Origin of the sequence: Pseudobacter sp. (genome assembly GCF_051955275.1) — a bacterium.
In the GTDB taxonomy this organism is placed as follows: domain Bacteria; phylum Bacteroidota; class Bacteroidia; order Chitinophagales; family Chitinophagaceae; genus Pseudobacter.
Genome location: NZ_JBQCGW010000047.1, coordinates 1 through 23526 on the forward strand (window position 1 = coordinate 1; position 23526 = coordinate 23526).

Below are 23526 nucleotides of genomic sequence, written 5' to 3' on the forward strand. Positions count from 1 at the left end.
ACTGCCTCCTGCAGGCAGGGAAGATGTTTCCCTGGACTTTCTTCAATACCAGTTTACAAAGATTGTAGAGAACTGGAGTGAACACCTCCAGCGTATAGCCTTCCAGATCACCAGGAACAAACAGGTAACGGAAGATATTGTACAGGAAGCTTTCCTCGAATTATGGAAACACCGCAGGAAGATCATTCCTGAGAATCCGGTCGGGTGGCTTTCAAAAGCCGTCACCAATCTAGCTCTTAAGTATATACGAAAAACAAATGTTCAGGTTAAAGTGTTCAAGGCTTTAAGCCATTTTAACGATACCTGCCACTCAGATGTTGAAGAACGTCTGATCTGGAAAGAGCGGCAGACCATTCTCAAAATCGCTATCAATAAACTTCCTTCACAACAACAGCTCGTTCTGCATCTCAGTAAAGAGGTTGGACTAGGAAGGCAGGAAATCGCTGACCGGCTTCAGATCTCTCCCAATACAGTGAAAGTGCATTTGCTTCGAGCTATGCACTTTGTGAAAGAAAATATTTGTTTCATTTTATTGTTCCTCTTCTTCTGCGCATGTAACAATTTATTTTTCAAAAGAAGTAATACAGATGAAAGGGTCAGGGACTTATATTATGCAGAGAAAGTGATAAGTGAAGTGCATCCGGAAGAATGGATGAGTACAACAGTGAACAGCTTCACAACTGTGATGAATATCATTCTCAGGTAATTCAAGGTTCCATTACTCAATAAGACCCGGTGCCAGCAGGACCGGAAAATAATCAACAGGTCAAAGCAGCATACTGTACCGGCCCGGGAAAGCTATGCCTATACTCAAAAAAATAAACCTACTTGCATGATTTTAAAAACAGAAAACCTTTCTCATCGTTACAGCAATACCTGGGCGATAAGGGATATCAATATTGAAATAGCGGAGCATGGGATCATCGGTTTGCTCGGCTCCAATGGAGCCGGGAAATCCACTACCATGAATATCATCTGCGGCACCCTTAACCCCACTGAAGGAAATGTATTCATCAACGGGATCGATAAACGGAAAAACCCGGAAGCTGCAAAAAGGGAAATCGGATTCCTGCCACAGAACCCGCCATTGTACACCGATCTCACCATCGATGAATACCTGGTGTATAGTGCGGAATTGAGATTGATCGATAAACGGCGAGTAAGACCGGCCGTGGAAGAAGTAAAGGAAAAATGCGGACTGTCACATTTCAGTTCGCGGCTGATCAAAAACCTTTCAGGAGGGTATCGCCAGCGGGTGGGCATTGCGCAGGCGATCATTCACAAACCCAGACTGGTGGTGATGGATGAGCCCACCAACGGACTTGATCCCAATCAGATAATTGAAGCAAGGAAGCTCATCCGGCAAATTTCGCAGGAGCATACAGTATTGTTGTCTTCTCATATCCTTTCTGAGATCAACCTCCTTTGCAGGGAGATCATCATGATCGAAAGCGGAAGGATCGTATTCTCCGATACGATGGATGCATTCAATAATTACACGCAGGCGCGGTCGATACTCATGAAATTCGATAATCCTCCTGCTAAGGAGATGCTGCAGCAGATCAGGGGCGTTACCGGTGTGGAGTTTCTTAGTGCCCGGGAGGTCCGTATTCAATTCGACGGAGACCAGGATATGAACGACAGGCTGGTTGCCGCCAGTGTGGCCAATGGATGGAAACTGCGTGAGATCGGCTACGACAAAGGCATGCTCGATGATATTTTCAAACAATTATCTTCTCAGTCTGCCCAGTGAGCTTACAGGCATTCATAAATACATTCAGATGCGAATAATTACAAGAATTGCGAAGAATGAACTTCGCCACCTTTTCTATTCTCCCGTAGCCTGGTTCCTGGCCATCGTGATGCTGGTGATGTGCGCTACCTTTTACACCAACCTGATGTACATCATATCCAAGATGGAAGCGCTGAATGCCAGGTTGAACCCATCTGCATTACTGGAGGCCGTTCAATCCAATACCCTTGTGATTTACAACGGGCCTATCGGGCTTTTCATTAAAATACTGAATCAGCTCTACCTGTTCGTTCCCCTGCTCACGATGGCTGTGATCAGCAGAGAGTTCAACAACGGAACAATAAAGCTCCTGTACTCTTCACCGATCAAACTCAGGCAGATCGTTCTGGGGAAATACCTGGGCATGATGGCATTTTGTTTTATCCTGGTACTGATCGCCGCCGTTTTTGTGATTGCCGGTTTTTTCAATATCCAGGCACTGGACGTTCCGCCACTGTTATCTGGCCTGCTGGCCCTGTATTTATTACTCTGCGCGTTGACAGCTATTGGCTTTTTCATGTCAAGCCTCACCAATTACCAGATCATCTCCGCTATTGCCAGCTTTACAGTGCTTTTCATATTGGCGAAGATTGGCAGCCTCTGGCAGCAATATGAGTTTGTGAGGGATCTCACCTGGTTCCTTTCTATTTCAGGAAGGACTGAAACAATGATCAATGGATTGATCACCTCCAAAGACATCATGTATTTTCTCCTGATCATTTTCATGTTCATCGCTTTCACTTACCTGAAGCTGAATGACGCCCTTGAAAGAAGGCCCTGGTTCATCAGAACTGCCAGGTACCTGTCTATAGTATTGATCAGCTTGACTGCAGGCTATCTGAGCTCCAGGCCCGTAACTACTGCCTATCTCGACACTACCGCGCAACAGATCAATTCGGCGCATCCCAATACGCAGCAAATCATGCGGGCGCTGAATGAAGGGCCGCTTGAAGTGACAATGTATTCCAATATACTCGAGCGTAATTCAGGCAGCGCTATGTACGGGTTGCCTAACCGCCGCAACTATTACCTCGGAGGATACTGGGAGTTCTATCAGAGGTTCAAGCCGGACATACATTTTAAATACGAATATTATTATGCGCAGAAACCGGGAGACAGTATGCTGTATAGAATGTTTCCCGGAAAGTCGATCGATCAGATCGCTTTCCTGATCGCTAAAATGGCGGGAATCGATTCCACTTTGCTGAAGTCGCCGGAGCAGATGCCGAACAAGACAGAACTGGAAGCCGAAAATTACAGTCTTTATATCAAATTGAAATACCAGGACAGGACTTCCATTCTCCGGCCCTCCTTTACCAACACCAACTGGCCTAATCAGCAGACTGTTGATGCCGCCATGTGCAGGCTCCTGAACGTTCCCATTCCCAAAGTTTATTTTCTTACCGGTCAGCTGGAAAGAAGCATTTACAAAAAAGGGGAACGTGAATTTTTCAAACACACTGTCAGCAAGGAGAACAGGGAGTCATTGATTAACCTGGGATTTGATGCGGATTCTCTGAATTTGTCTGAAAGCGATATTCCCGCGTCCACCACTATACTGGTAGTGGCAGATCCCCGGATGGAATTTCCGGATACAGTGCTGGCAAAGCTGCAGCAGTATATGAGGTCGGGTGGCAATATGCTGATCATGGGCGAGCCCGGAAAACAACATGTGCTCAATCCGCTGCTCCGTGAAACCGGTGTTCAACTGATGGATGGGCAGCTTGTTCAGGTTAACAGGAATGCCACCCCGGAAAAGATAACCGGTGAGTTGGAGAGGGAAGCCACAGATCTGTCTGATGAGGAAGCATTCAGATATCATAAATATCTTTTATCGGTAGGAGTGGATAAAGGCAAGATCAATTACGCTGCTGCAGGCGCAACTTCCCTGTCTGTTGCTGGTGGTGAGGGATTTGAAATAAAACCAATAGTGAGTACGCAGGCCGGTAAATCCTGGTTGAAAGCCGGCAAGCTGGTGACGGACTCTTCGGTCCCTGTTTTCAATGCACCGGAAGGCGACAGGAAGGAAAATAATTTTCCTGTTGCCGTGCAATTGACGAGAATGATCAACGGGAAAGAGCAAAGGATCATCGTTTCCGGAGATGCAGATGGTATGAGTGCGCTGAGGGAATTTCCTGCACTTGCACGGGGTTGCTATAGTTACGCTTCATACAATAAATTCCCGGTGTATACACCTGTTCCCGTTGCAAAGGACAACAGGTATAGGATCACTGTTGCAGGGGCCAATGCTCAGAAAACAATATTCATCTGGATAGTACCGGCGTTGCTCCTCATAGCAGGTACTGTAATACTTGTCAGAAGAAAAAGAAAATAAACAACTCCATCATGAAAGTCATTTACAGTATTGCCAAAAATGAGTTCCGGTACCTGTTTTATTCACCCATCGCCTGGTTCGTGTTACTGGTGTTCATGGTGCAATGTGCTTACTTCTACTCTGATCAGATCTATCTGCTCTCCCAATCACAGGACATTTATCTGAAGAATTCTCCCTCTTTCAAAGGATTTAAGGACCCCATTACCCTGATCACTTTTGTAGACGGCAGGTTTTTCCCCAATATCATGCAAAACCTTTTCCTGTTCCTGCCCATACTCACCATGGGTTTGATCAGCAGGGAAAACAACAGCGGAACAAGCGCATTGCTCTTCTCTTCACCTGTAAGTATCAAAAGGATCGTGCTTGGGAAATACCTGGGGATTATGCTTTACAACCTGCTGCTGTTGCTGGTTGCAGCAATCTTTGTAATGGCCGGTATGCTGACGATCAAAGAAGTTGATTATGGTTTGCTTTTATCGGCATTGCTTAGTTTCTATCTGCTGGTATGCGCTTACTCGGCCATTGGTCTGTTCATGAGCAGCCTCAGCAATTACCAGATCGTATCCGCTCTGGGTACTTTTACTGCGATCTTCTTCCTGAGCCGGATCGGTAGCATGTGGCAACGGCATGATCTTGTAAGGGATCTTACCTGGTTCCTTTCCCTGCAGGACCGGACCAATAAAATGATGCATGGTCTGATCATATCCAGGGATATCATCTATTTCCTGCTCGTTACCGGGATGTTCATCGCATTCGCTTATCTCAGGCTCACAGGTAAATTGGAATTCAGGCCCTGGTATGTCAGGGCGGGTAAATACCTGTCTGTACTGGGCATCATACTGGTGACCGGTTACTTCAGCGCCAGACCGGCCTTTACCGGTTACCTTGATGCTACCGAAACGAAAAGGAATACCCTGCACCCCAACACGCAACAGGCATTGAAAGAATTTGGGGACAGCACACTTGAAGTGACCTTGTTTGTGGACCTGCTGGACCAACATATAATCCGGGGGCTTCCCGAAAGCCGTAATGTAGATTATCTCGCAAAACTTTGGGACCCCTATCTCCGGTTTAAGCCTGATATAAAGTTCAACTATGAATTCTACTACGGCTATGATCCTGCTATTGACGATAGTATGTTACTGAAGCGGTTCCGCGGATTAGGGTTGCAGGATATCGTGCATGAGTATTCCAGTCTCTGGGATTTCGAACCCTCGTTCTTCAAGCCGGCAAAACAGTTGAAAGCCGCTGCGGAGCTCCGTTCCCAGGATTACGGGATCGTGATGCAGTTGAAGTACCAGGGACGGACTGCCTGGGTGCGCACCTACGATGATCCGCAATTCTGGCCGAACGAAACCAATATGATACCAGGTCTCAAACGCGTACTGGGCCATTCCATCCCTGCTATAGGTTTCAGTTCCGGTGCTTTGGAAAGAAGTATCTACCGGAAGGGAGAAAGGGACTATTCTTTTCATACTGCTGCCAAAAGAAAGCGTATGGCCCTTGTCAACAACGGCTTTGATGTTGATACAGTCAATCTCGATACGCAACCCATCCCTGCCAATCTTTCCGCACTGGTGATCGCCGATCCCAAAAGAGAGTTGAGCGCTGATGTGCAGAATAAGATCAGCCAATATGTGAACAAGGGTGGTAATCTGATGATCAACGGAGAGCCGGGAAAACAATATGTACTGAATCCGGTTCTGTCGAAGCTGGGCATGCAGCTGGAGAACGGGCAGCTGGTTTATCCAAGCTACGATGAAACGCCTGATAAAGTGATCTCCTATCTCACGGCTAAAAGCAAAGAATTATGGGCGAGGTACATCGACACGGCCACCACCAGGATCAATGATACACTGGGCCTGCTGTTGCCCGGAGCCACCACGGTGATCAATACAGGCATTGCAGGCTGGCAATCAGACACGCTTGCCACTACTTTGCCCGGAAGAAGCTGGTTGAAAATGGGGCCGGTAGTACTGGATTCCATTCTTCCTCCCTTCAATGCACTGGAAGGTGATATCAGGCAGCCCTCTTTCCCTACTGTTCAGCGGCTGCGGAGGCCGGGGAATGGAAAGGAACAACGCGTGATCGTTACAGGTGATGCAGACTATGCAAGCAACCTGAGGCTGAGGACTAATTTCAGCTATCTCACGCCAGTCTACAGCTGGGTCACCAACGGTCAGTATCCCGTTTATACTCCTAAAAAAGCCGATAAGGATATCCTGCTCACCATCGGTGAAAGGGTAGGGTATTACCAGAAGATCTTTTTTGTCTGGGTAATGCCAGCCTTATTCTTACTCACAGGAACAATTCTGTTGGTCCGAAGAAAAAGAAAATAATCATGCACTTACAAACTGACGATCAAACCATCGAAGACCTGGGCATTTTCGGAAAACGGAATGGCAACGGGATCTACGATATCTATAACAACGCGCACACCCGAGGAGGAGAGGCCCTGCTGGAAGAGATGTTCAGATCCCCGCTGAGCAACCAGGCCGCCATCAACCGCAGGAGCAATATCATTGCTCAGTTCATGCAGGCAAAACTGAGTTTTCCCTATGATGCCGGCCTCTTTGATGTGACCGAGAAATATTTATTGCATGGGGTAAAAGACCAGCAACTGCAGGCGCAGTTGAGTGAAAAGGAGATCCAGAATGGCGTGGCAGCAGTAATAGAATTACTGCATCTGACGAAAGCATTTGTCGAAAATCAGGCTGTTCAGCAATTCAAAGATTATTCCACGGAAAGGGATGCGATCACCAAACTCCTGTCCAATCCCGGTTTACAGCCAGCATTGAAAGAGGCTGGGAGCAGGAACAGGCTCTCTTATGCAGCAGTGACTGCTTTCGATGCATTGTTCAGAACTACTGAAAGGAAGAGCATCGAGCAAATATTGCGGCATCTCTATTACCTGGATGTTTACATTTCCGTGGCAAAGACAGCCGCGGAAAGAGGCTTCATTTTTCCCCGCGCCGTCGAAAAAGGCCGGGCCGTACTTACCATTCAAGGGGTGTATCATCCATCTCTTAAAAATCCCGTTCGGAACGATATAAAGATGCACCAGGATCGGAATGTGATCTTTCTCACCGGAGCCAATATGGCTGGAAAGTCAACCCTGCTGCGATCTCTGAGCACCTCGTTGTACATAGCGCATATGGGATTCCCGGTAGCTGCTGCTGCCATGGAATTCTCTGTACTGGATGGGTTGTACACCACGGTGAACCTTCCTGACAACCTCGGTATCGGCGCCAGCCATTTTTATGCAGAAGTATTGAGGGTGAAAAAAATGGCAACCGAACTGAGTACGGGAAAATCCCTGTTCATCCTCTTTGATGAACTGTTCCGCGGCACCAATGTAAAAGATGCGCACGAGGCTACTGTTGCCGTTACCAAAGGATTTGCGCGGAAAAGCAACAGCCTGTTCATCATCTCTTCCCATATCGTGGAAGCAGGAGAAGAGCTGAAGCAGAAACCCAATATTGGATTCCTGTTCCTGCCCACACGTATGAAAGGGCATGTTCCAGAGTATACTTATACATTGGAGGAGGGTATCACTGACGACCGTCACGGGATGATCATCATCCGGAATGAAGGCATACTTGAAACATTGAAAAACGGTAAGAAAATCTACAATGATGAGTTTTAGTATAGACAAACAAACACTCGAAGAGCTGAACCTGCTGGGGAAGTTCAGGCAAGGCTCCGTGTATCATTTGTTCAACCGGGTAAAGACCCGGGGCGCTGAGCAATTACTGGATTCCATGTTCGGCAGTCCGCTGACAGATGTAACGGCTATCAACAACCGAAGCAATATTTTCAGGAATTTCCAGCAGGCAGGCATGAGCTTCCCTTTTGATGTACAACAGGTGAATCTGATGCGCGAATTTCTGGACGTCCGGGGAAGCGGCAATGCAGCCCTGGTACTTGCCGGAACGTTTATCAAAAAATGGTTGTCTTCCCTGACAAGGGATGAAAGGTTCAAGAAAAATGTGCAGGGATTGCAGGCCACTATCGTTACCCTGAACAAGTGTTATGGATTTGTTGATAGTATCCGGCTTCCCGCAGGTCCTTATTCAGACAGGATACAATCAATAAAAGCAATCCTCTCAGACAGGAAACTGGAGAAATTCAGGAATATGGATATTTATCAGTCATTGTCTGTACGGACTATTGGCTACTATAATCATTTGCTGAAAGAGCAACTGGCAGCACAACTGGAAGATGTACTGCAATTCATTTATGAAGTGGATGTTTACATTGCAGTGAGTGATGTGGCCAGATCAAGAGCATTCAATTACGCAAAAGCATTACCGGCCGAAGCAAATAGTTTCCTGGTGGAGGACCTTCGTCATCCCTGTATTGATAAAGCAGTAGGCAATGGGTTATTGCTGAATGGAAAAAGAAATGTGTTATTCCTGACCGGTGCAAATATGGCTGGCAAATCCACTTTGATGAAATCCATTGGGATTGGCTTGTACCTTGCTCATATGGGCTTTCCTGTTGCAGCATCAAAAATGGAATTTTCTGTAAGGGATGGATTGTATTCCTCCATCAATGTGGCGGATAATATCGGCCTTGGTTATAGCCATTTCTATGCGGAGGTAGTGCGTGTGAAGCAGGCAGCAGATGCAGCGGCCAGTGGCAAAAGATTATTGCTGATGTTCGATGAGCTCTTCAAGGGAACAAATGTTAAAGATGCCTTTGATGGAACCCTGGCAGTAACGGAAGGGTTTGCAGATTACAGGGCTTGTCTCTTCATCGTTTCCACGCATATAATAGAAGTGGGAGAAGGGCTGAAGAAACGTAATAATATTCATTCTGTATTCATGCCAACGATCATGGAAGGATCCGTTCCTGGGTATACTTACAAGTTGCAGGAAGGGGTAACGGAAGACAGGCAGGGTATGATGATCATCAGAAATGAAGGGATATTGGAGATGCTGGAAAAGTAAGCTGAAATAAAAAAGCTTTGAAAGTCTTTACAGATAAAATTTTCAAAGCTTTTTTATTTATCAAGTATCATCAGATCGCTTTGCCCAGGATATTCACTTTGTCAGCACTCTTCAATCTTTGCTCAACATAATTCCTGTCGCGAACATAAATAGTATTGTTTTCTTCGGGTCCATTATGAGAAACATCATTTAAAACCCTGCGGAAAGGATCATACTGGTATGGAACAAATCCCAGGTTCAACAGCCTTTCATGAATTTTTTCTTCGCTATAACCGTAACGGCTGCCTGATCCATTTAATTCAATCACAATCGCTTTCAGCTTTTCATTGGCCAGGATATGCTGAGCGCCATTGATAACTTCTGTCTCAAATCCTTCCACATCTATCTTGATCAGTGCAGGTATTTCCCCTTGCAGTACTTCATCCAGGATCTCTACCGGTACTGATATGGTATCTTTTTCAGAAGCAGTGGCAACGTGATTCACTGTGTCGTAAGAACTGGTAAACGCTATTGAACCTTTTTGGGAGCCAAGTGCAATGTTGAGGGCTCGCACTTTTTTATCCAGCTGATTGATATAGATATTGTTCTTCAGGTGGGCAAAAGTGGACGGAACGGGCTCAAACGAAATGGAGTTTGCACCAACGTGCGCGGCGGCAAGAACTGTATAGCTGCCGATATTTGCGCCAATGTCGGCAAACAGGTCATCTTCCCTGAGAAAATGTAACAGAAAAAACATATCCTGGAATTCATGAACGCCACAGTAGAGGTTACCGGTGGCTCCCGCCATTCCTTTCTTAACGATCAGTTTACTTTTATCGGTAAAGGAATAAATGATGGGATATTGATTCAGTCTGGTATTGATCTGCCATTTCAGAAACCTGAAGATAGAGCCCACTTTATTATCCTTGTTGATCGGATGATTCGTAATAAAACGGATCGTTGAAAGAATACTCATTATTACTGTTGGTGTCTTTTTATAGTGATGGGTAAGAAGATATCAAATATAAGTAATATCTCCGATAGGATGGAGGCAGAGTGTTTTTATCTTGTTTTCAACAAAACAATCTTGAATAGAGTTTGCATTTTAGTGCTCATTGTTCTAAATTTCCTGTCCAGCCCTGGTTTCGAGTTCTCCGATTGTTAAACATGACCCCTAAGTCAACAAAAGTCTTTTATGAAAAAAGTATTTCTCTTTGCCGTAGTAATTTCAGTTATGACCAGTTCCTGCGCAACAGTTTTCGGTGGCAGGGTTACAGATTGCCAACGAACCAAGCCGGCTGAAGGCGAACCAGCCAGGCCGGTGAGGGCTGTAGCGCTGATCGCTGATATCCTGCTTTTCTGGCCTGGTCTGATTGTAGACTTCGCTACAGGAGCCATTTACAAGCCCTGCAGTAAATAAGGAATTTACAGGAATAAAAAAGGTAAGCCATTCGGGCTTACCTTTTTTTATGGTCGGTTTGATTATTTACCTGCCTGGCTCTTAAAGAATGTATTCACTTCATTTGCCCAAAGCTCCGGAACTTCCAGGGCTGCGAAATGCCCGCCCTTCTCCATCTTCGTAAACCGTTTTACATTCACTTTTCTTTCCGCCCATTCTTTCGGCGTTGGGGCATCACCGGGAAATACTGCCACCCCGGTTGGAGTATTCACTTTTTTACTGGAAGCCAGTTCTGCGGCATTATCTATTGCATAGGCACGCATGGATGAATTGATGGTTTGCGTAACCCAGTAGATCATGATATTGGTAAGCAACTCATCTTTGGTAAAATGATCTTCTATCGTTCCGCCCGGTGTGCTCCATGAATTGAATTTCTCCACGATCCAGGATGCAAGCCCTGCAGGCGAATCATTTAATCCATAAGCCTGTGTCTGTGGCTTGGTGGCATGCAACATCGCGTAGGCACCTTCTTGGTACCACCATCCCTGTATGAACTGTCCGAACTCCTGCTCTGCCTTAGACATGGTGCTCCAGTCTTCCATTCCGGTTGGATAACCTACATCGGAAAGATGAATGGCCAGTACCTGCTGCGGATAGATATTGGCGAGGGATTTTGCGATGCCCATGCCCATATCGCCACCTGCTGCATAGAATGTTTTATAACCAAGCACGTCATTCATGAGAGAGGCAAAGATCCTGGCGGAACCATCATCTGTTACGGGAACATGGCTGGAAAAACCAAAACCGGGCAGGGATGGGATCACCAGGTCATAATCATTGGTCAGAAATGGAATTACTTTCTGGTAGCGGTAGAAACAGTCGGGCCATCCGTGCAAAAGCAACAGTGGTTTTGCATCAGGGTTCTTGCTTTTGATATGCTGGAAGTGAATGGTAAGACCGTCTATTTCCACTGTAAACTGCGGATACTTATTGAGCGCTGCTTCCTGTTTACGCCAGTCGTACCCACTCTGCCAGTATTTGACCAGGCTTTGCAGGAAAACAGGATCTGTACCGTATTTCCATCCAATGTTTTCAGGAGCGTCAGGCCAGCGTGTCTGACGGAGACGGGCCTGGAGATCGTCGAGCACGGTTTGCTTCACATCAATTTTAAAAGGCTTTACTGTAAACATAGTACCTGATTTTTTTTGTTGGGCAATAGTGAATGTCGTAACAACAATAGTCAGTGACAATAGGAACAACTGTTTCATAAGATTCAAGTTTGATAAAACAAATTTCGAACCGGATGATGACAACAGTATGTCAGCAGTAAGAAGCTTTTTTAAAATATTTCCATTTTGAACGCCTGTGCTGTGGAAACTAATTGCAGCGGGTGTTTTGCGGCTCCTGGTGGTTTTATTTATCAGCATTTCCCATGGCATATTGAATGCCTCCCAGTAAGTGCCTGAGAAAATCAGATTCCGAGTAAGATGCATCGGTATGTCCCAATGCTGTATACCAGGCACGGCCACCATCATACGCATGATACCAGCTCATGGGATGCGGATTGCCATTCCTGCCTCCGGAATAAGACTCTTCATCGATAGTAAGCAGCACCGTTACATTGGGATTGATGTTTTTGAAGTTGTACCATTCGTCTTTTCGTTTCCATTCTGCAGGAAGATGGCTGGTGGAAATATGCCTTTGACCGGAAAGGTTCAGTTGTGCATCCTGTTCTTTCGGATGGCTCTCAAAATAGGCGCCAACCAACTTGCCATACCAGGGCCAGTCGTATTCCGTATCCGACGCTGCATGAACTCCCGCATAACCGCCGCCTTTACGGATATAAGTTTCAAAATCAGTTTGCTGCTGGCTGTTCAATACGTCTCCTGTGGTATTCAGGAAAACCACGGCCGCATAACGTTTAAGATTTTTACCGGTGAACAGGCTGGCATCTTCTGTTGTGTCCACGCCGAAGCCGTTCTCTTTGCCCAGTTGTTGAATGGCCGCCTTGCCTTTAGGAATAGCACCATGTCTGAAACCCGCGGTCTTGGTAAAAACAAGAATGCGCGGTTGCCTGGTTGCGGTTTTGAAGAATGCAAAAAATGAAATTGTTACAATAAGGATAAGAGTGGAAGGGATGTATTTCATATGGAAAAAGAAGGTGCAAGGTTTATAGATATATAAATGTAAACTTAAATGCGAACTTTAGATACCTTTGATTTTAATTGCCTGAGACTAAATTATATACAACAGAGGAGCTGCTGATACAGGTGGCAGCCGGCGATGAGCCTGCATTCCGTGAGCTGGTGATCCGGTTTTCCGGATTGCTGTATACCTATGTTTACAAACATATTGAATCCAGAGAAATAACGGAAGAACTGGTGCAGGACGTGTTCACGCAGATCTGGCTTACCCGGGAAGCATTGAGCGAAGTCCGTAATTTCAGGACGTATTTATATGTGGTAAGCCGGAACCAGGCCCTGAATGCGCTTAAAAAGATGTCAAGGGATTTTCATAAACAGATGCAGTATCAGCAACTTGAACTGGTGCATGAGCCAGATGAGGATCGCATGAACCGGGAAATGCAGTTGTCTGTGATCGAAGAAGCTATTGAAAAACTCCCTCCCCGGCAGAAGCGAGCCTGGATCCTCAGTCGCCGCGAAAAACTTACCTATCAGCAGGTGGCGCAGGAAATGGATATCTCCAGGGAGACCGTCAAGACCTACCTGCAGCATGCCAATCAATTTATCGGCAAGTACCTGACAGAGCGCATGAGCGCGCTGGTGATTTTCTGGCTGATGAAATAATCCAAAAGAAATTCCCATTCCCTTTACCCCCTTTTATTCTTTCCGGTTGTCCGTATTCTAAACTGTGCCTTTAAAGATGCAAGACAACCAATCAAGGCTGAACTATTTATACCAACACTGGCTTGCTAAAACAGCCTCTGTGGCCGAAAGGCGGGAGTTTTTGCTGTTACTGGAAAGCTCCGGCCCGGAGACCGGGTTAACTCCTCTAATGAAGGAAGCCTGGGATACGATACAGGAAGAAGAAGAGCTCTTTTCCCTTCAGCAAAAAAATGACCTGGCCTCCCTTATCCTCAGCAATGCTGCCAGGGCCGGCGAAACTGCTGTGCCCGTTATTCAGATGAAGCCCCGGCGCCGCTCCTGGCTTGGCTATGCAGCAGCCGTGGTACTCCTCCTGGGTGCCTGTGCAGCTATCTATTTCTCTGTTGTCAGACAACCGGATCACTCCGCAACTGACCTGGCAGAAAATGGAAATCCATTGAAGATCATTCCCGGTGGAGAAAGAGCGGTGCTCACCCTGGCAGACGGATCACAGATAGTACTTGACAGTGCCGGCAACGGCCTGTTGGCACAACAGGGAAATGTACAGGTGATCAAGATGGCCAACGGACAGATTGCCTACGATCCCAGGGGCGCTGCGCAGTCTGAGATGATGAATACCATGCGTACACCCAGAGGCGGACAGTATCAGCTGACCCTGCCCGATGGATCGCGCGTTTGGTTGAATGCAGCCAGCTCCATCAGCTTCCCGGCCTCTTTTGACGGGAAGCAACGCAAAGTATCCATTACAGGGGAAGCCTATTTTGAAGTGGCCGGGAACCCGGCACAGCCTTTCCTGGTGGATATCGCCGGACAATCGACCGTTGAAGTTTTAGGCACCAGTTTTAATATCAATGCCTATCGTGACGATGAAAGTATAAGATCCACCCTGGTAACAGGCGGTATCAGAGTCTCTGACAATGGTGCAACACAAGCTGCCATTGTTCTGAAGCCAGGGCAGGTCTGGTTCAACGGGAAAGTGGAAACAACAGATATCGCGCGCGATATCGCCTGGAAGAACGGCATTTTCGATTTCAGCGGAAAAAGCTTTCAGTCTGTAATGAAGGAAATTGAAAGATGGTACGATCTTCAGGTTCAATACAAAGGGGCTATCCCCACATTCAAATTCAGCGGCCAGATGGACAGAGGCGTTCAGCTGGAAGACCTGATGAAATTCTTACAGCAATATGGTTTACGCATACAACTGGAAGGCAGGAAACTGATCATTGCCGGACAGCAGAATGGTTAACGTTGTTTTTTAACTAAAAAAGTAAATATGTAGATCACCTGAATCTTTGCCTGAAAACAAAAACCGGAAGTGTTGAGACCACTCCCGGCAGATTGTTTCGGGTAACAGTAACAAAAGCCTGATAAGACTGCTTATTACATCACCTAAACTACTTCAAAGGTATGAAAATTTGTTCGCCGTTGGCGGGGCCTTTGCCTGCCAACTCACCCCTTGTGCCGAAGCGGACCAGGGGCATAACCAAAACTCTGTTAGTAATGAAGCTAACTGTATTTCTTCTCACCGCCGCTTTACTCAATGTTTCAGCAAAAGGCCTGTCTCAGCAAATTACTTTTTCAGGTAAAAATGTATCGCTGGAAGAAGTGATCTCTGTGGTCAAGCGCCAGACGGGCTACCTGTTTTTATACAGGGAAAATGCATTGTCCGATGCAAAACCCGTTACCGTGAAGGCAACCAATATGCCGCTCAGGGAGTTCCTGGACTATATTTTTCAAAACCAGCAATTGAAATACTCGATAGGGAGTAAAACCATCAATATCTATCCGGACCTGCCGGTATCACCACGTCCATCCACTACTCCTGTAACACCGGAATTCAGTCTGTTTACACCACCTGTAAAAATTCAGATCACTGATTCGGCCGGTAACCCGCTTTCAGGAGCCAGTGTAGTTGTACAGAAAAGCAAAACCTCAGGTATGACCGATGCAAAGGGATGGGTGAGCCTCGACCTCCAGGCAGGAGACATACTGGTGATATCATATGTAGGTCATGAGACCCGCAGTATTGCTGTGAACAGCCAGACCATCAGCCGCGGAACCATCATTGTGATGCTGCAGCATGAAGTGGCAAAACTCAACGAAATTGTGGTGGAGGTGAATACAGGATATCAGCGCATCCGTCCGGAACAGAGTACCGGCGCGGTCTCTCAGATCAGTACAAAAGAATTTGAATCGAGGATCAGCACCAATTTTGTAGATGGCCTTGTGAACAGGCTGCCAGGTCTTATGATCAACAACAACGTGAATTTTGTAAGCAATGGCGGCGCTTCTTCAAGACCGCTTTTCAATATCCGTGGTATCTCTACCATGTCAGCCAACCAGAACCCCTTGATAGTGGTAGACGGATATCCCACAGAACTTACGCTGGACATGATCGATCCGAATGAGATCAAGTCAGTTACTATCCTGAAAGATGCGGCAGCGGCCACCGTATACGGTGTGCGTGCATCCAACGGAGTGATCGTGATCGTTAGGAAGCAGGCTTCACAAGGCAAACCGAGGTTTGCTTTCAGGGTAACGGGAGGAATTACTCCTGAAGAGAATTACAGCCGCTACAGGTGGGCAGACAATGCCTCTTCGATCGTTGCCAACTATCAGAAAGCTACATTGTCAAACAGTATCAATGAAGGCTCATGGTCGCAACTGGCAACCGGTAGCGGAGGCACAGTAAGGCGTAACCCGGTTTATTACCTGCTGGCTCAATCTGCTGCGAAGATCATTACACCAGACCAGGCAGCGAAAGCATTTGCTGACCTGGAGAACTACGACAATGTTGACGATTACAGGCGTTTGTTCCTGCGGCCGGCTTTATCGCAAACCTATAATTTCAATGTTTCCGGAGGAACGGGTAATGCACTTTACTATATCACGGCCAATTATACAGGCAACCGCCAATCTCAGATCAGGAATGATGACAACAGGTTGCTGCTCTCTGCCCGCAGCTCATTGAAGTTGTCGGATAAGCTGTCACTTGAACTGACTACCGATTACCAGGAGCAGAATAATAAGACAGCACCTGTGCCAGGCATTACTTCCGTATCTCCTTATGAGCGATACCAGGATGTGAACGGCAATCCGGGTTTTCTCCTCGGTAACGGTATCTCTCCCTTTTACAACAGTGTGATGATGTCGCAGGGATTGAACACCAGTCTCTATTATCCGTTGACGGATGTGAATGCCATCACGGATAAGACACATACTGTCAACAACCGTATCACAGCTAATTTCAATTATAGTATCGGAGCAGGCTTCGATCTGTCATTCGGTGGAATCTATGAAACCTCGCGCTCTGATCTTCGTTACGATGCCACAGAGATATCTTCCGTAGCCAGGCAATATGTAAACAGCTATATCACGCGTAACACAGATGGAACGCTCAAGTACAATATTCCTAAAGGCGGATATCTGCGTCAGCAGTCCGCTACTACATCCAGTTATACGGCAAGAGCGCAGCTGAGTTATAACAAAAGGATCGCGGGTGTGCATTCGATCAATGGTATCATTGGAGCAGAAGTGCGTAACCTGACCGATAAAAGCAACCTGGCTTCCTATTTCGGGTACAACGATGAAACCTTACAGCAGCTTCCTGTAGACTATTCTTCCATTACAACAGGTGCAGTAAGAGGCGTGTACCAACTGGGATCTCCATTCCAGAACCAGTATAACAGCCTGTTTGATCAGGGTTATACTGAAGACAGGTTCCTCTCCGGTTATGCAAACATTGTATATTCCCTGAAGAATATCTACTCTTTAACGGGCAGCATCCGTATCGATCAGTCCAACCTGTTTGGTACCAATCCGAAATACAAATACAAGCCGCTCTGGTCCGTAGGCGCAGCCTGGAATATTCACAGGGAGGAATTCATGCAGGATATCAACTGGATAAGGGTATTGAAACTGCGCATGGCCTATGGTTTCAATGGGAACGTGGCCAAGATGTCGCTGCCGCAGGTGATTGCACAGGCGGGCTTCAATAATTATACTTCACCAGCCAGCCCTTCTCTGAAACTGGTCTCCTATGCTAATAGCAGTCTTCGCTGGGAACAAACCAATAATTTCAATGTTGGTATCGACTATCATATTTTCAAAAGTATCACGGGCACCATCGATTATTACAGGAAGAAGAGTATAGACCTGCTGGGTGAGGCGCAGATAGATCCAACCATCGGCGTAAGCCCTTCTTTGATCAACAGGGCAACCATCAATAATAATGGTATCGAGTTTGGCTTGCATGCAGACTGGATCTCCACACCCAAACTGAACTGGAATACAGGCCTGGTCATTGCACGCAATACCAGCAAAGTACTGGATGTATACCAGAAAACGGATTATAGCCCGCAAACGCTCAACTCGCTGGGCTATGTGAAAGGCTACCCGGTAGGGGCCATGTTCGCTTACCGCTATGCAGGGCTCGACACAGCGGGGTATCCGCTGATTGCAAACACCAATGGAAAGCTGTACCACACAAACGACAGCAGGGCCGGGGCTCCCACCACCATCTTGATGGCAAGCGATACCGCAGGTGTTTCACATTATATGGGTTCTTCCATTCCTACCATCAATGCGGGGCTCAGCAACCGTGTTGACTTCGGTAATTTTTATGTGTTCTGTATGGTGAATTATTATGGTGGTTTCAAAGTGAGGGTTCCAAGGCCCAATCCGTCAGCTTTAAGACCGCTTGAAGGCGCCGGTGATTACTGGAGAGCGAAAGGCGATGAGCTCAGGACCGATGTACAGGGGCTTGCAGCTTACAACAGCGCAAATTCCAACAATGCTTACAACTATGCAGACAAATACGTAGTGGATGGCGATTATATCACTCTAGGTGATCTGACCGTCTCTTACAGTTTTGATAATTCAAGGTTCATTAAAAGAGCAGGCTTCACACATTTTGAAGTGAAATGCCAGGCATCGAATATATGGACGGTTGGTCTGAATGACTATAACTACAGCATGGCCACCGGTTCTTACCAGAAACCGTATGTGACGCCTACTTACACCATCGCTGTTTTTACCAACTTTTAAACTGCAACCAGTGAAACAATATAAATACAATATAAGCCTGCTGCTGGTTTTCTGCCTGGCGTTTGCGGGATGTGATAAATATCTGGATATAACGCCAAAGGGCAAGCGCTTGCTTACAACCACCGCTGATTATGACCAGTGGCTGAATGATGAATCGCTGGTGCTGGGTCTCGCGCAACCATTTTGTACATTCAATTACCTGGGGGATAATGTGGACCTGGTGAATATTGCCACTCCGCCGGCGCAGGCGCACGAGCTCATCTACACCTGGGCATCGCAGTTCTCTTTCGATCTCAATATCGCTCCTCCGTTCTGGGGGGAGCATTATGCAAAGATAAACCAGTTCAATACCGTGCTGGTGGGCATCGATGCGGCAACCGGTGGCACCAGTGTTCAGAGAAGAACACTGAAGGCAGAAGCATTGCTGGGACGTGCCCTGGAATATTTCTACCTGGTGAATGAATATGGTAAACCTTATGATTCCACCACAGCAGATAAAGATCCGGGTGTACCATTTGTAGTTTCCAATGATGTTACTCAGGAAGTGCCAGGGAGAAGCCCGGTAGCAGTGATCCATAAACATATCATCGATGATATCAATGCCGCTATACCCGACCTTCCGGCTGACAATAGTGCCAACCGGTTCAGGGGCTCAAAGGCTTCTGCCTACAGCCTGCTGGCAAGGGTTTATTTTTATGCAGGCAATTATACCGATGCCGGAAAGAATGCAGCGCTGGCCCTGGAGCATAGTAATGCTGTGATGATAGATTTCAACGGTACCATCCCTGCTGCTAACCTGATCAGTGTGCATCCGGATGTTATCTATGGAAGGATGGTGATCGGTCAGATGCCGGCCACGCAGGATTTCATGCGCTCTTTTGCCAGCAACGATCTCCGGGTACGTAAGCTCTATTACAGCACGGATGGTTATACTTTTAATACAAGAGGCGCTACGCTCTTTTTTCCGGCTGCCGTAAACCCGATCTTTCAATACACCAATACCGGTACTTCCGTTCAGGAAATGAAACTGATCATTGCAGAATGCGCTGCCCGAAGAAATGATCTTGCAACGGCGCTGCAGCAGCTGGATGATGTACGTAAGAACAGGTTTGCCACTGCCAGTTATATTCCCTTTCAGTCGAATGACCAGGAGGCTGTACTGCAGGAAGTTTTAAAAGAAAGAGGGCATGAGCTCCCATACAGCGGATTGCGTTGGTTTGATATGCGCCGCCTGGATATGGATAACAGGATGACAACCGTTACCAGGTATGATGCACGCGGAAATATCATTGCCACCCTGGAGCCGCACAGTAACCGTTATACCCTGCAGATCCCTGTGCAGGTACTGAGTTACAATCCGGGTATGGAACAAAATCCCTAACCTCAATTTTCAAACAATGTGTAGAATAAATATAATTGTCATAGTCTCTCTGCTGATGCTGGTAACGGCTTGCAGCAAAAAAAATGAGCCGGCCCTGTTGCCGGAAGGAAGTATATCCTTTAAGTATACCGCTGAAAAAGATACAGTGGAAATGCCGCTGTCGATCCTGAAGGACTCTGCGGTGGTGGTAGGAATGAAAGCCATCCTGTCTGGCAGCACAGCAAGTTCCGATCATTGGGTGAGCTTTGCTGTGGATACCACTAAGATAGCGGAATACAGAAGCAGGTTCGGAAATGCCAGCTTGCTGCCTACCAGCTCCTGGTTATTCCATAAATCGATGGTCCGCATTGCTGCGGGCTCTGCCGAGACGGATTCTGCACAACTCAATATCGGATTGCAGACCAAACTGAAAGAGTATAGCACCTATGTATTGCCGGTAGTGATCCAGTCGGTAGATGGTAAAGCAGAGGGTACTGCCACTGACCGCGTATTGTATTTCGTTTTTAAAACAGGTAAGCCCTTATTCGTCAATAAAGAAGGCTGGACCATCCACGGCTATTCTTCCATTAATGGAACATCCAACCCTGCTACTATCCTTGACAATGATAATCTCACTACCTATTGGACAAGCAATATAACCGAGTCAATGCCTCAATGGGTTGCCATCAACTTCAACAGGCAGGTGACCTTCAATGCCGTGAATTACTATCTGCCCACTGCTTTGAGGTATCCCACCAATGGAGGGTATCCTACATCCATTCAGATAGAAACGAGCATGGATGGCGCCAGCTGGACGAGCATAGGAATTTATGAAGGCTCTATCCAGAACAATATGCAATCCATCAATACCGGCGAGTTTACTGCCCGCTACTTACGATTTACGGTGCTTGCATCCGTAAAATATGCATCAGCTTATGATGCCATCTTTATCAGTGGAATATCGCTGGTGCCTTAAACATATTTTTAAAGAACATTCAACAAAGTGCAGATGATGAAAAAAAGCATCCTGGCAGCTGCGTGCTGCCTTCCGCTGGGCTTACTGGCGCAGCAGGGTTTTACAATTCGTGGAAAGATCGGCAAGCTTAGCGCTCCTGCAAAAGTTTACCTGAGCTATACCAACGATGGAAAGAAGATCCTCGATTCCACTGTTCCTGAAAAAGGAAATTTCACTTTCAGAGGTAAACTCAGTTCTCCTACATCTGCTGAGATCACAGTTCAGCATGATACACTTCCAAAACCGAAGTATTCCTACACGGATTATCTGATGGTCTATATCGAAAACAGTAATATCTCCATTACCACTAAAGATTCCATCTGGCGCGCAACGGTAAAAGGATCAGCGACCAATGATGATGAAAAGCGATTGCGTCAATGGCAACGGCCTTATAAGCAGACTGCAGACTCGCTGATGAAAGTATACAATTCAATGACGGCTGAGCAACGGAAAGACACTGCTTTTACAAAGCCGGCCAGTATTATCATGCAATCAACTTCGGCAGGTTATGACAGCGTGAACCGCGCATTTATTGCAGCTTATCCTTATTCTTATATTTCGTTGCTTACTTTTAAGCAGGTAGAGCTGGCGCATAATTTCAACCCGGATACCGCAGCGGTGAGGTTTGCCCGCTTGCCGGCCAGTATGAGAGAATCAGTAATGGGAAGGAATCTGGCAGATATCATTGAAACCGGAAAGAAAACCAATACCGGGGCAATAGCAATGGATTTTGTACAAAATGATACCACGGGTAACCCTGTTAAGCTCTCTGATTTCCGAGGAAAATATGTGCTGCTGGATTTCTGGGCAAGCTGGTGCAAACCCTGCCGTGCCGAGAACCCTGTAATGCTGGCTGCATTCAACAAGTACAAAGAGAAAAACTTCACCATACTGGGTGTGTCGCTGGACGATGCGAACAGCAGGAGGGCCTGGGTGTATGCAATAAACCAGGATAAAATGCCATGGACGCAGGTGTCTGAATTGAACGGCTTCAAGAGCAAAGCCGCAGTGATGTATGGTGTTTCGGCCATCCCCACCAATTTCCTGATAGATCCCAATGGTAAGATCATTGCCAGGAATCTTCGTGGTGAAGATCTTGACAAAAAGCTGGGAGAGCTATTCAAAATGTAAGATCATATAAATAAGGCTCCGGTTACTCTAATGTAAAAGCCCTGCAATGACATTCAATGCAGGGCTTTTCTTATCGTTGTCAGCAGTTAGTACCGGATTATTCCCCTTTTTCCAGTTTTGTGAGATAGTCATGGTACTTCTCTATCTGGAATTTATTGCCTTCTTTCTCAGCAAGTGCAATCGCTTGTTTCTGGATGGCAATTGCCTCTTTTTGCTTTTTCATTTTATTGAGGATAACTGCCTGAACGAAGAGATGGTCTGCAACGGATTTTTCTTTGAAAGCCTGTTTGGCAAAGCTGAGCGCCAGTTTCAAGCTGTTCTGGTCTTTAGCGAAATTGGCTATATAGTTGGCTGTCCCTGCCAGCTCTTCCGGGTAGACCGCGGAACCGTATTTTGCAATGAACGGGCTTATATTTTTAATGTAAGTGTCAGGATCGCGACTTGCCTGGTAAGACACAAGTTTGAGTTTAGCTATCAGCATATCCGCATGTGCCGGATATTTAGCACGGATCTTTTTCTCTACCTCTTTGAATCCGGCCTCATCTCTTTTCCCCAGCCAGTCCATGGCGCCTGTTTCCTGAAAAATGATATTGACAAATTTCTTCTCGGCAAATGCTTTACCCATCAGCTCATTCACTTTGGCTGTTTGGTCTGTAAAAACATCAAAGCCGTAATCGTCCGACTTTTTATTGAATTCATTCAGCAGTGTAAGATTCTCTCTGGTAAGGAGATTCTTCTGTGTGCGGAGGTACATATCGGCCAGCCTTGCTGAGTTGACGCCATCGTACTGCTCCCTTGCATTCATCACCAGCTCACGTAAAACTTCAGGATCCCCATTGGCACTTGCCAACATGGTTTTCACTTTTCTGTAATACTGGCTGGATGTATCGAGCGATTTGGCGGAAGCATCGATGAACTCCTGGGCTGTATTGGTAGACCCAACGAAAAGATGCACCAGTTCTCCTTCGGGAGAAAAATAAAGAAAAGTAGGGTAAGCCATCACATTGTACTCTTTCCCGATTGCTTCGGCATCGGCATACCATTTCTTCACTTCTTCATTGTCCTGGGCTGTCTGATCAAACTGAACTTTCACACTCACGAACCTGTCGTTGAAAAAGTCGCCTGTCACTTTCTGGGGGAATATATTCTTGCTCATCACCTTGCAGGGACCGCACCAGGTGGTGTAACAATCCATAAAGATGAACTTGTTTTCACGTTTCGCTTTTTCTTTCACTTCTTTCCAGGTTAGTCCATGTTCAAAATGAATGCCTTCTTCCTGAGCAGAAGAAGTACCATAGAAAAAGAGGGAAAGGGCAAAGAGAAAAATTTTCAGGAACGGGTGTTTTTTGTATTCCATTTTAGAACGGTTTGATAAAAATGCATGGGTTGTTTTATAGAAACGCTACCGGGCAGTCTTTCAGCCTGCTGGCAACATCGCGCAACCATACAGGCGCGAGCCTGTTGTAGTTGTTTCCGGTAAATTACACGAAGTAGATTTGTTCCAGTTGGGGACCTTTTAGTTGTCCGGGTTATGAACGGTTTGCAAGTTTAAATAAAATCGGGATGATTCAGAACAATTTGGGAAACCTTAACTTTTTGACTCAAACCGGATCTGAGGATGGCTAATCCAGCTTCAATTTCAAAATTACAGGCTTCACCAACATTTCCGGA

The 23526-nt window shown here is 46.4% G+C and carries 17 protein-coding genes; 13 read left to right on the forward strand and 4 right to left on the reverse strand.

Annotated features, from left to right (window positions below; all coding sequences use genetic code 11):
* The 6 genes from ACTHMC_RS04765 to ACTHMC_RS04790 all read left to right on the forward strand — a co-directional run.
* Positions 1 to 706, forward strand: a 706-nt coding sequence (locus tag ACTHMC_RS04765) for an RNA polymerase sigma factor (RefSeq protein ID WP_440411300.1), incomplete at its 5' end; no start/stop codon positions are given.
* A 126-nt stretch (positions 707 to 832) separates the two neighbouring features.
* Positions 833 to 1753: an ABC transporter ATP-binding protein gene (locus tag ACTHMC_RS04770; protein WP_440411301.1), complete on the forward strand. Its 921-nt coding sequence runs from the start codon at positions 833 to 835 to the stop codon at positions 1751 to 1753.
* A 28-nt stretch (positions 1754 to 1781) separates the two neighbouring features.
* On the forward strand, positions 1782 to 4127 hold the full coding sequence (locus tag ACTHMC_RS04775; RefSeq protein ID WP_440411303.1) for a Gldg family protein: 2346 nt from the start codon (positions 1782 to 1784) through the stop codon (positions 4125 to 4127).
* A gap of 11 nt (positions 4128 to 4138) precedes the next feature.
* Positions 4139 to 6466: a Gldg family protein gene (locus ACTHMC_RS04780; protein ID WP_440411305.1), complete on the forward strand. Its 2328-nt coding sequence runs from the start codon at positions 4139 to 4141 to the stop codon at positions 6464 to 6466.
* 2 nt (positions 6467 to 6468) lie between these two features.
* Complete coding sequence (locus tag ACTHMC_RS04785) at positions 6469 to 7773, forward strand: MutS-related protein (RefSeq protein WP_440411307.1); 1305 nt, start codon at positions 6469 to 6471, stop codon at positions 7771 to 7773.
* Positions 7763 to 9079, forward strand: a complete 1317-nt coding sequence (locus tag ACTHMC_RS04790; protein ID WP_440411309.1) for a MutS-related protein — start codon at positions 7763 to 7765, stop codon at positions 9077 to 9079. Before ACTHMC_RS04785 ends, ACTHMC_RS04790 begins: the two co-directional genes overlap by 11 nt.
* A gap of 70 nt (positions 9080 to 9149) precedes the next feature.
* On the opposite strand, the gene ACTHMC_RS04795 is transcribed toward ACTHMC_RS04790, so the two are convergent.
* Positions 9150 to 10034, reverse strand: coding sequence for an FkbM family methyltransferase (locus ACTHMC_RS04795; protein ID WP_440411311.1), 885 nt, complete (start codon positions 10032 to 10034; stop codon positions 9150 to 9152).
* A 219-nt stretch (positions 10035 to 10253) separates the two neighbouring features.
* On the opposite strand from ACTHMC_RS04795, the gene ACTHMC_RS04800 reads away from it, so the two are divergent.
* Positions 10254 to 10478 carry a hypothetical protein gene (locus ACTHMC_RS04800; protein WP_440411313.1) on the forward strand — a complete coding sequence of 75 codons (225 nt, stop codon included), beginning with the start codon at positions 10254 to 10256 and terminating at the stop codon, positions 10476 to 10478.
* A 62-nt stretch (positions 10479 to 10540) separates the two neighbouring features.
* Here the strand turns inward: ACTHMC_RS04800 and ACTHMC_RS04805 are convergent, their stop codons facing one another.
* Together ACTHMC_RS04805 and ACTHMC_RS04810 are read right to left on the reverse strand one after the other, a co-directional pair.
* On the reverse strand, positions 10541 to 11647 hold the full coding sequence (locus tag ACTHMC_RS04805) for an epoxide hydrolase family protein (protein WP_440411315.1): 1107 nt from the start codon (positions 11645 to 11647) through the stop codon (positions 10541 to 10543).
* A gap of 223 nt (positions 11648 to 11870) precedes the next feature.
* Entirely contained in the window at positions 11871 to 12605 is a 735-nt protein-coding gene (locus ACTHMC_RS04810) for a ThuA domain-containing protein (protein ID WP_440411317.1), read from the reverse strand.
* A 77-nt stretch (positions 12606 to 12682) separates the two neighbouring features.
* Here ACTHMC_RS04810 and ACTHMC_RS04815 point away from each other — a divergent pair, with 77 nt between their 5' ends.
* The 6 genes from ACTHMC_RS04815 to ACTHMC_RS04840 all read left to right on the forward strand — a co-directional run bounded on the left by ACTHMC_RS04815 (position 12683) and on the right by ACTHMC_RS04840 (position 21855).
* Complete coding sequence (locus tag ACTHMC_RS04815) at positions 12683 to 13264, forward strand: RNA polymerase sigma factor (RefSeq protein ID WP_440411319.1); 582 nt, start codon at positions 12683 to 12685, stop codon at positions 13262 to 13264.
* Positions 13265 to 13472: 208 nt separating this feature from the next.
* On the forward strand, positions 13473 to 14549 hold the full coding sequence (locus tag ACTHMC_RS04820; protein WP_440411320.1) for a FecR family protein: 1077 nt from the start codon (positions 13473 to 13475) through the stop codon (positions 14547 to 14549).
* Positions 14550 to 14803: 254 nt separating this feature from the next.
* The gene (locus ACTHMC_RS04825; protein WP_440411322.1) at positions 14804 to 18349 is read left to right on the forward strand and encodes a SusC/RagA family TonB-linked outer membrane protein; all 3546 of its coding nucleotides are present in this window, start codon (positions 14804 to 14806) and stop codon (positions 18347 to 18349) included.
* Positions 18350 to 18359: 10 nt separating this feature from the next.
* Positions 18360 to 19730 carry a RagB/SusD family nutrient uptake outer membrane protein gene (locus ACTHMC_RS04830; protein WP_440411324.1) on the forward strand — a complete coding sequence of 457 codons (1371 nt, stop codon included), beginning with the start codon at positions 18360 to 18362 and terminating at the stop codon, positions 19728 to 19730.
* 16 nt (positions 19731 to 19746) lie between these two features.
* Complete coding sequence (locus ACTHMC_RS04835; RefSeq protein WP_440411325.1) at positions 19747 to 20685, forward strand: discoidin domain-containing protein; 939 nt, start codon at positions 19747 to 19749, stop codon at positions 20683 to 20685.
* 36 nt (positions 20686 to 20721) lie between these two features.
* A complete protein-coding gene (locus ACTHMC_RS04840) occupies positions 20722 to 21855 on the forward strand; it encodes a redoxin domain-containing protein (protein WP_440411327.1) in 1134 nt (377 codons plus the stop codon).
* A 97-nt stretch (positions 21856 to 21952) separates the two neighbouring features.
* Here ACTHMC_RS04840 and ACTHMC_RS04845 read toward each other — a convergent pair whose 3' ends face one another.
* Complete coding sequence (locus ACTHMC_RS04845) at positions 21953 to 23212, reverse strand: thioredoxin family protein (protein WP_440411329.1); 1260 nt, start codon at positions 23210 to 23212, stop codon at positions 21953 to 21955.
* Positions 23213 to 23526 lie beyond the last annotated feature (314 nt).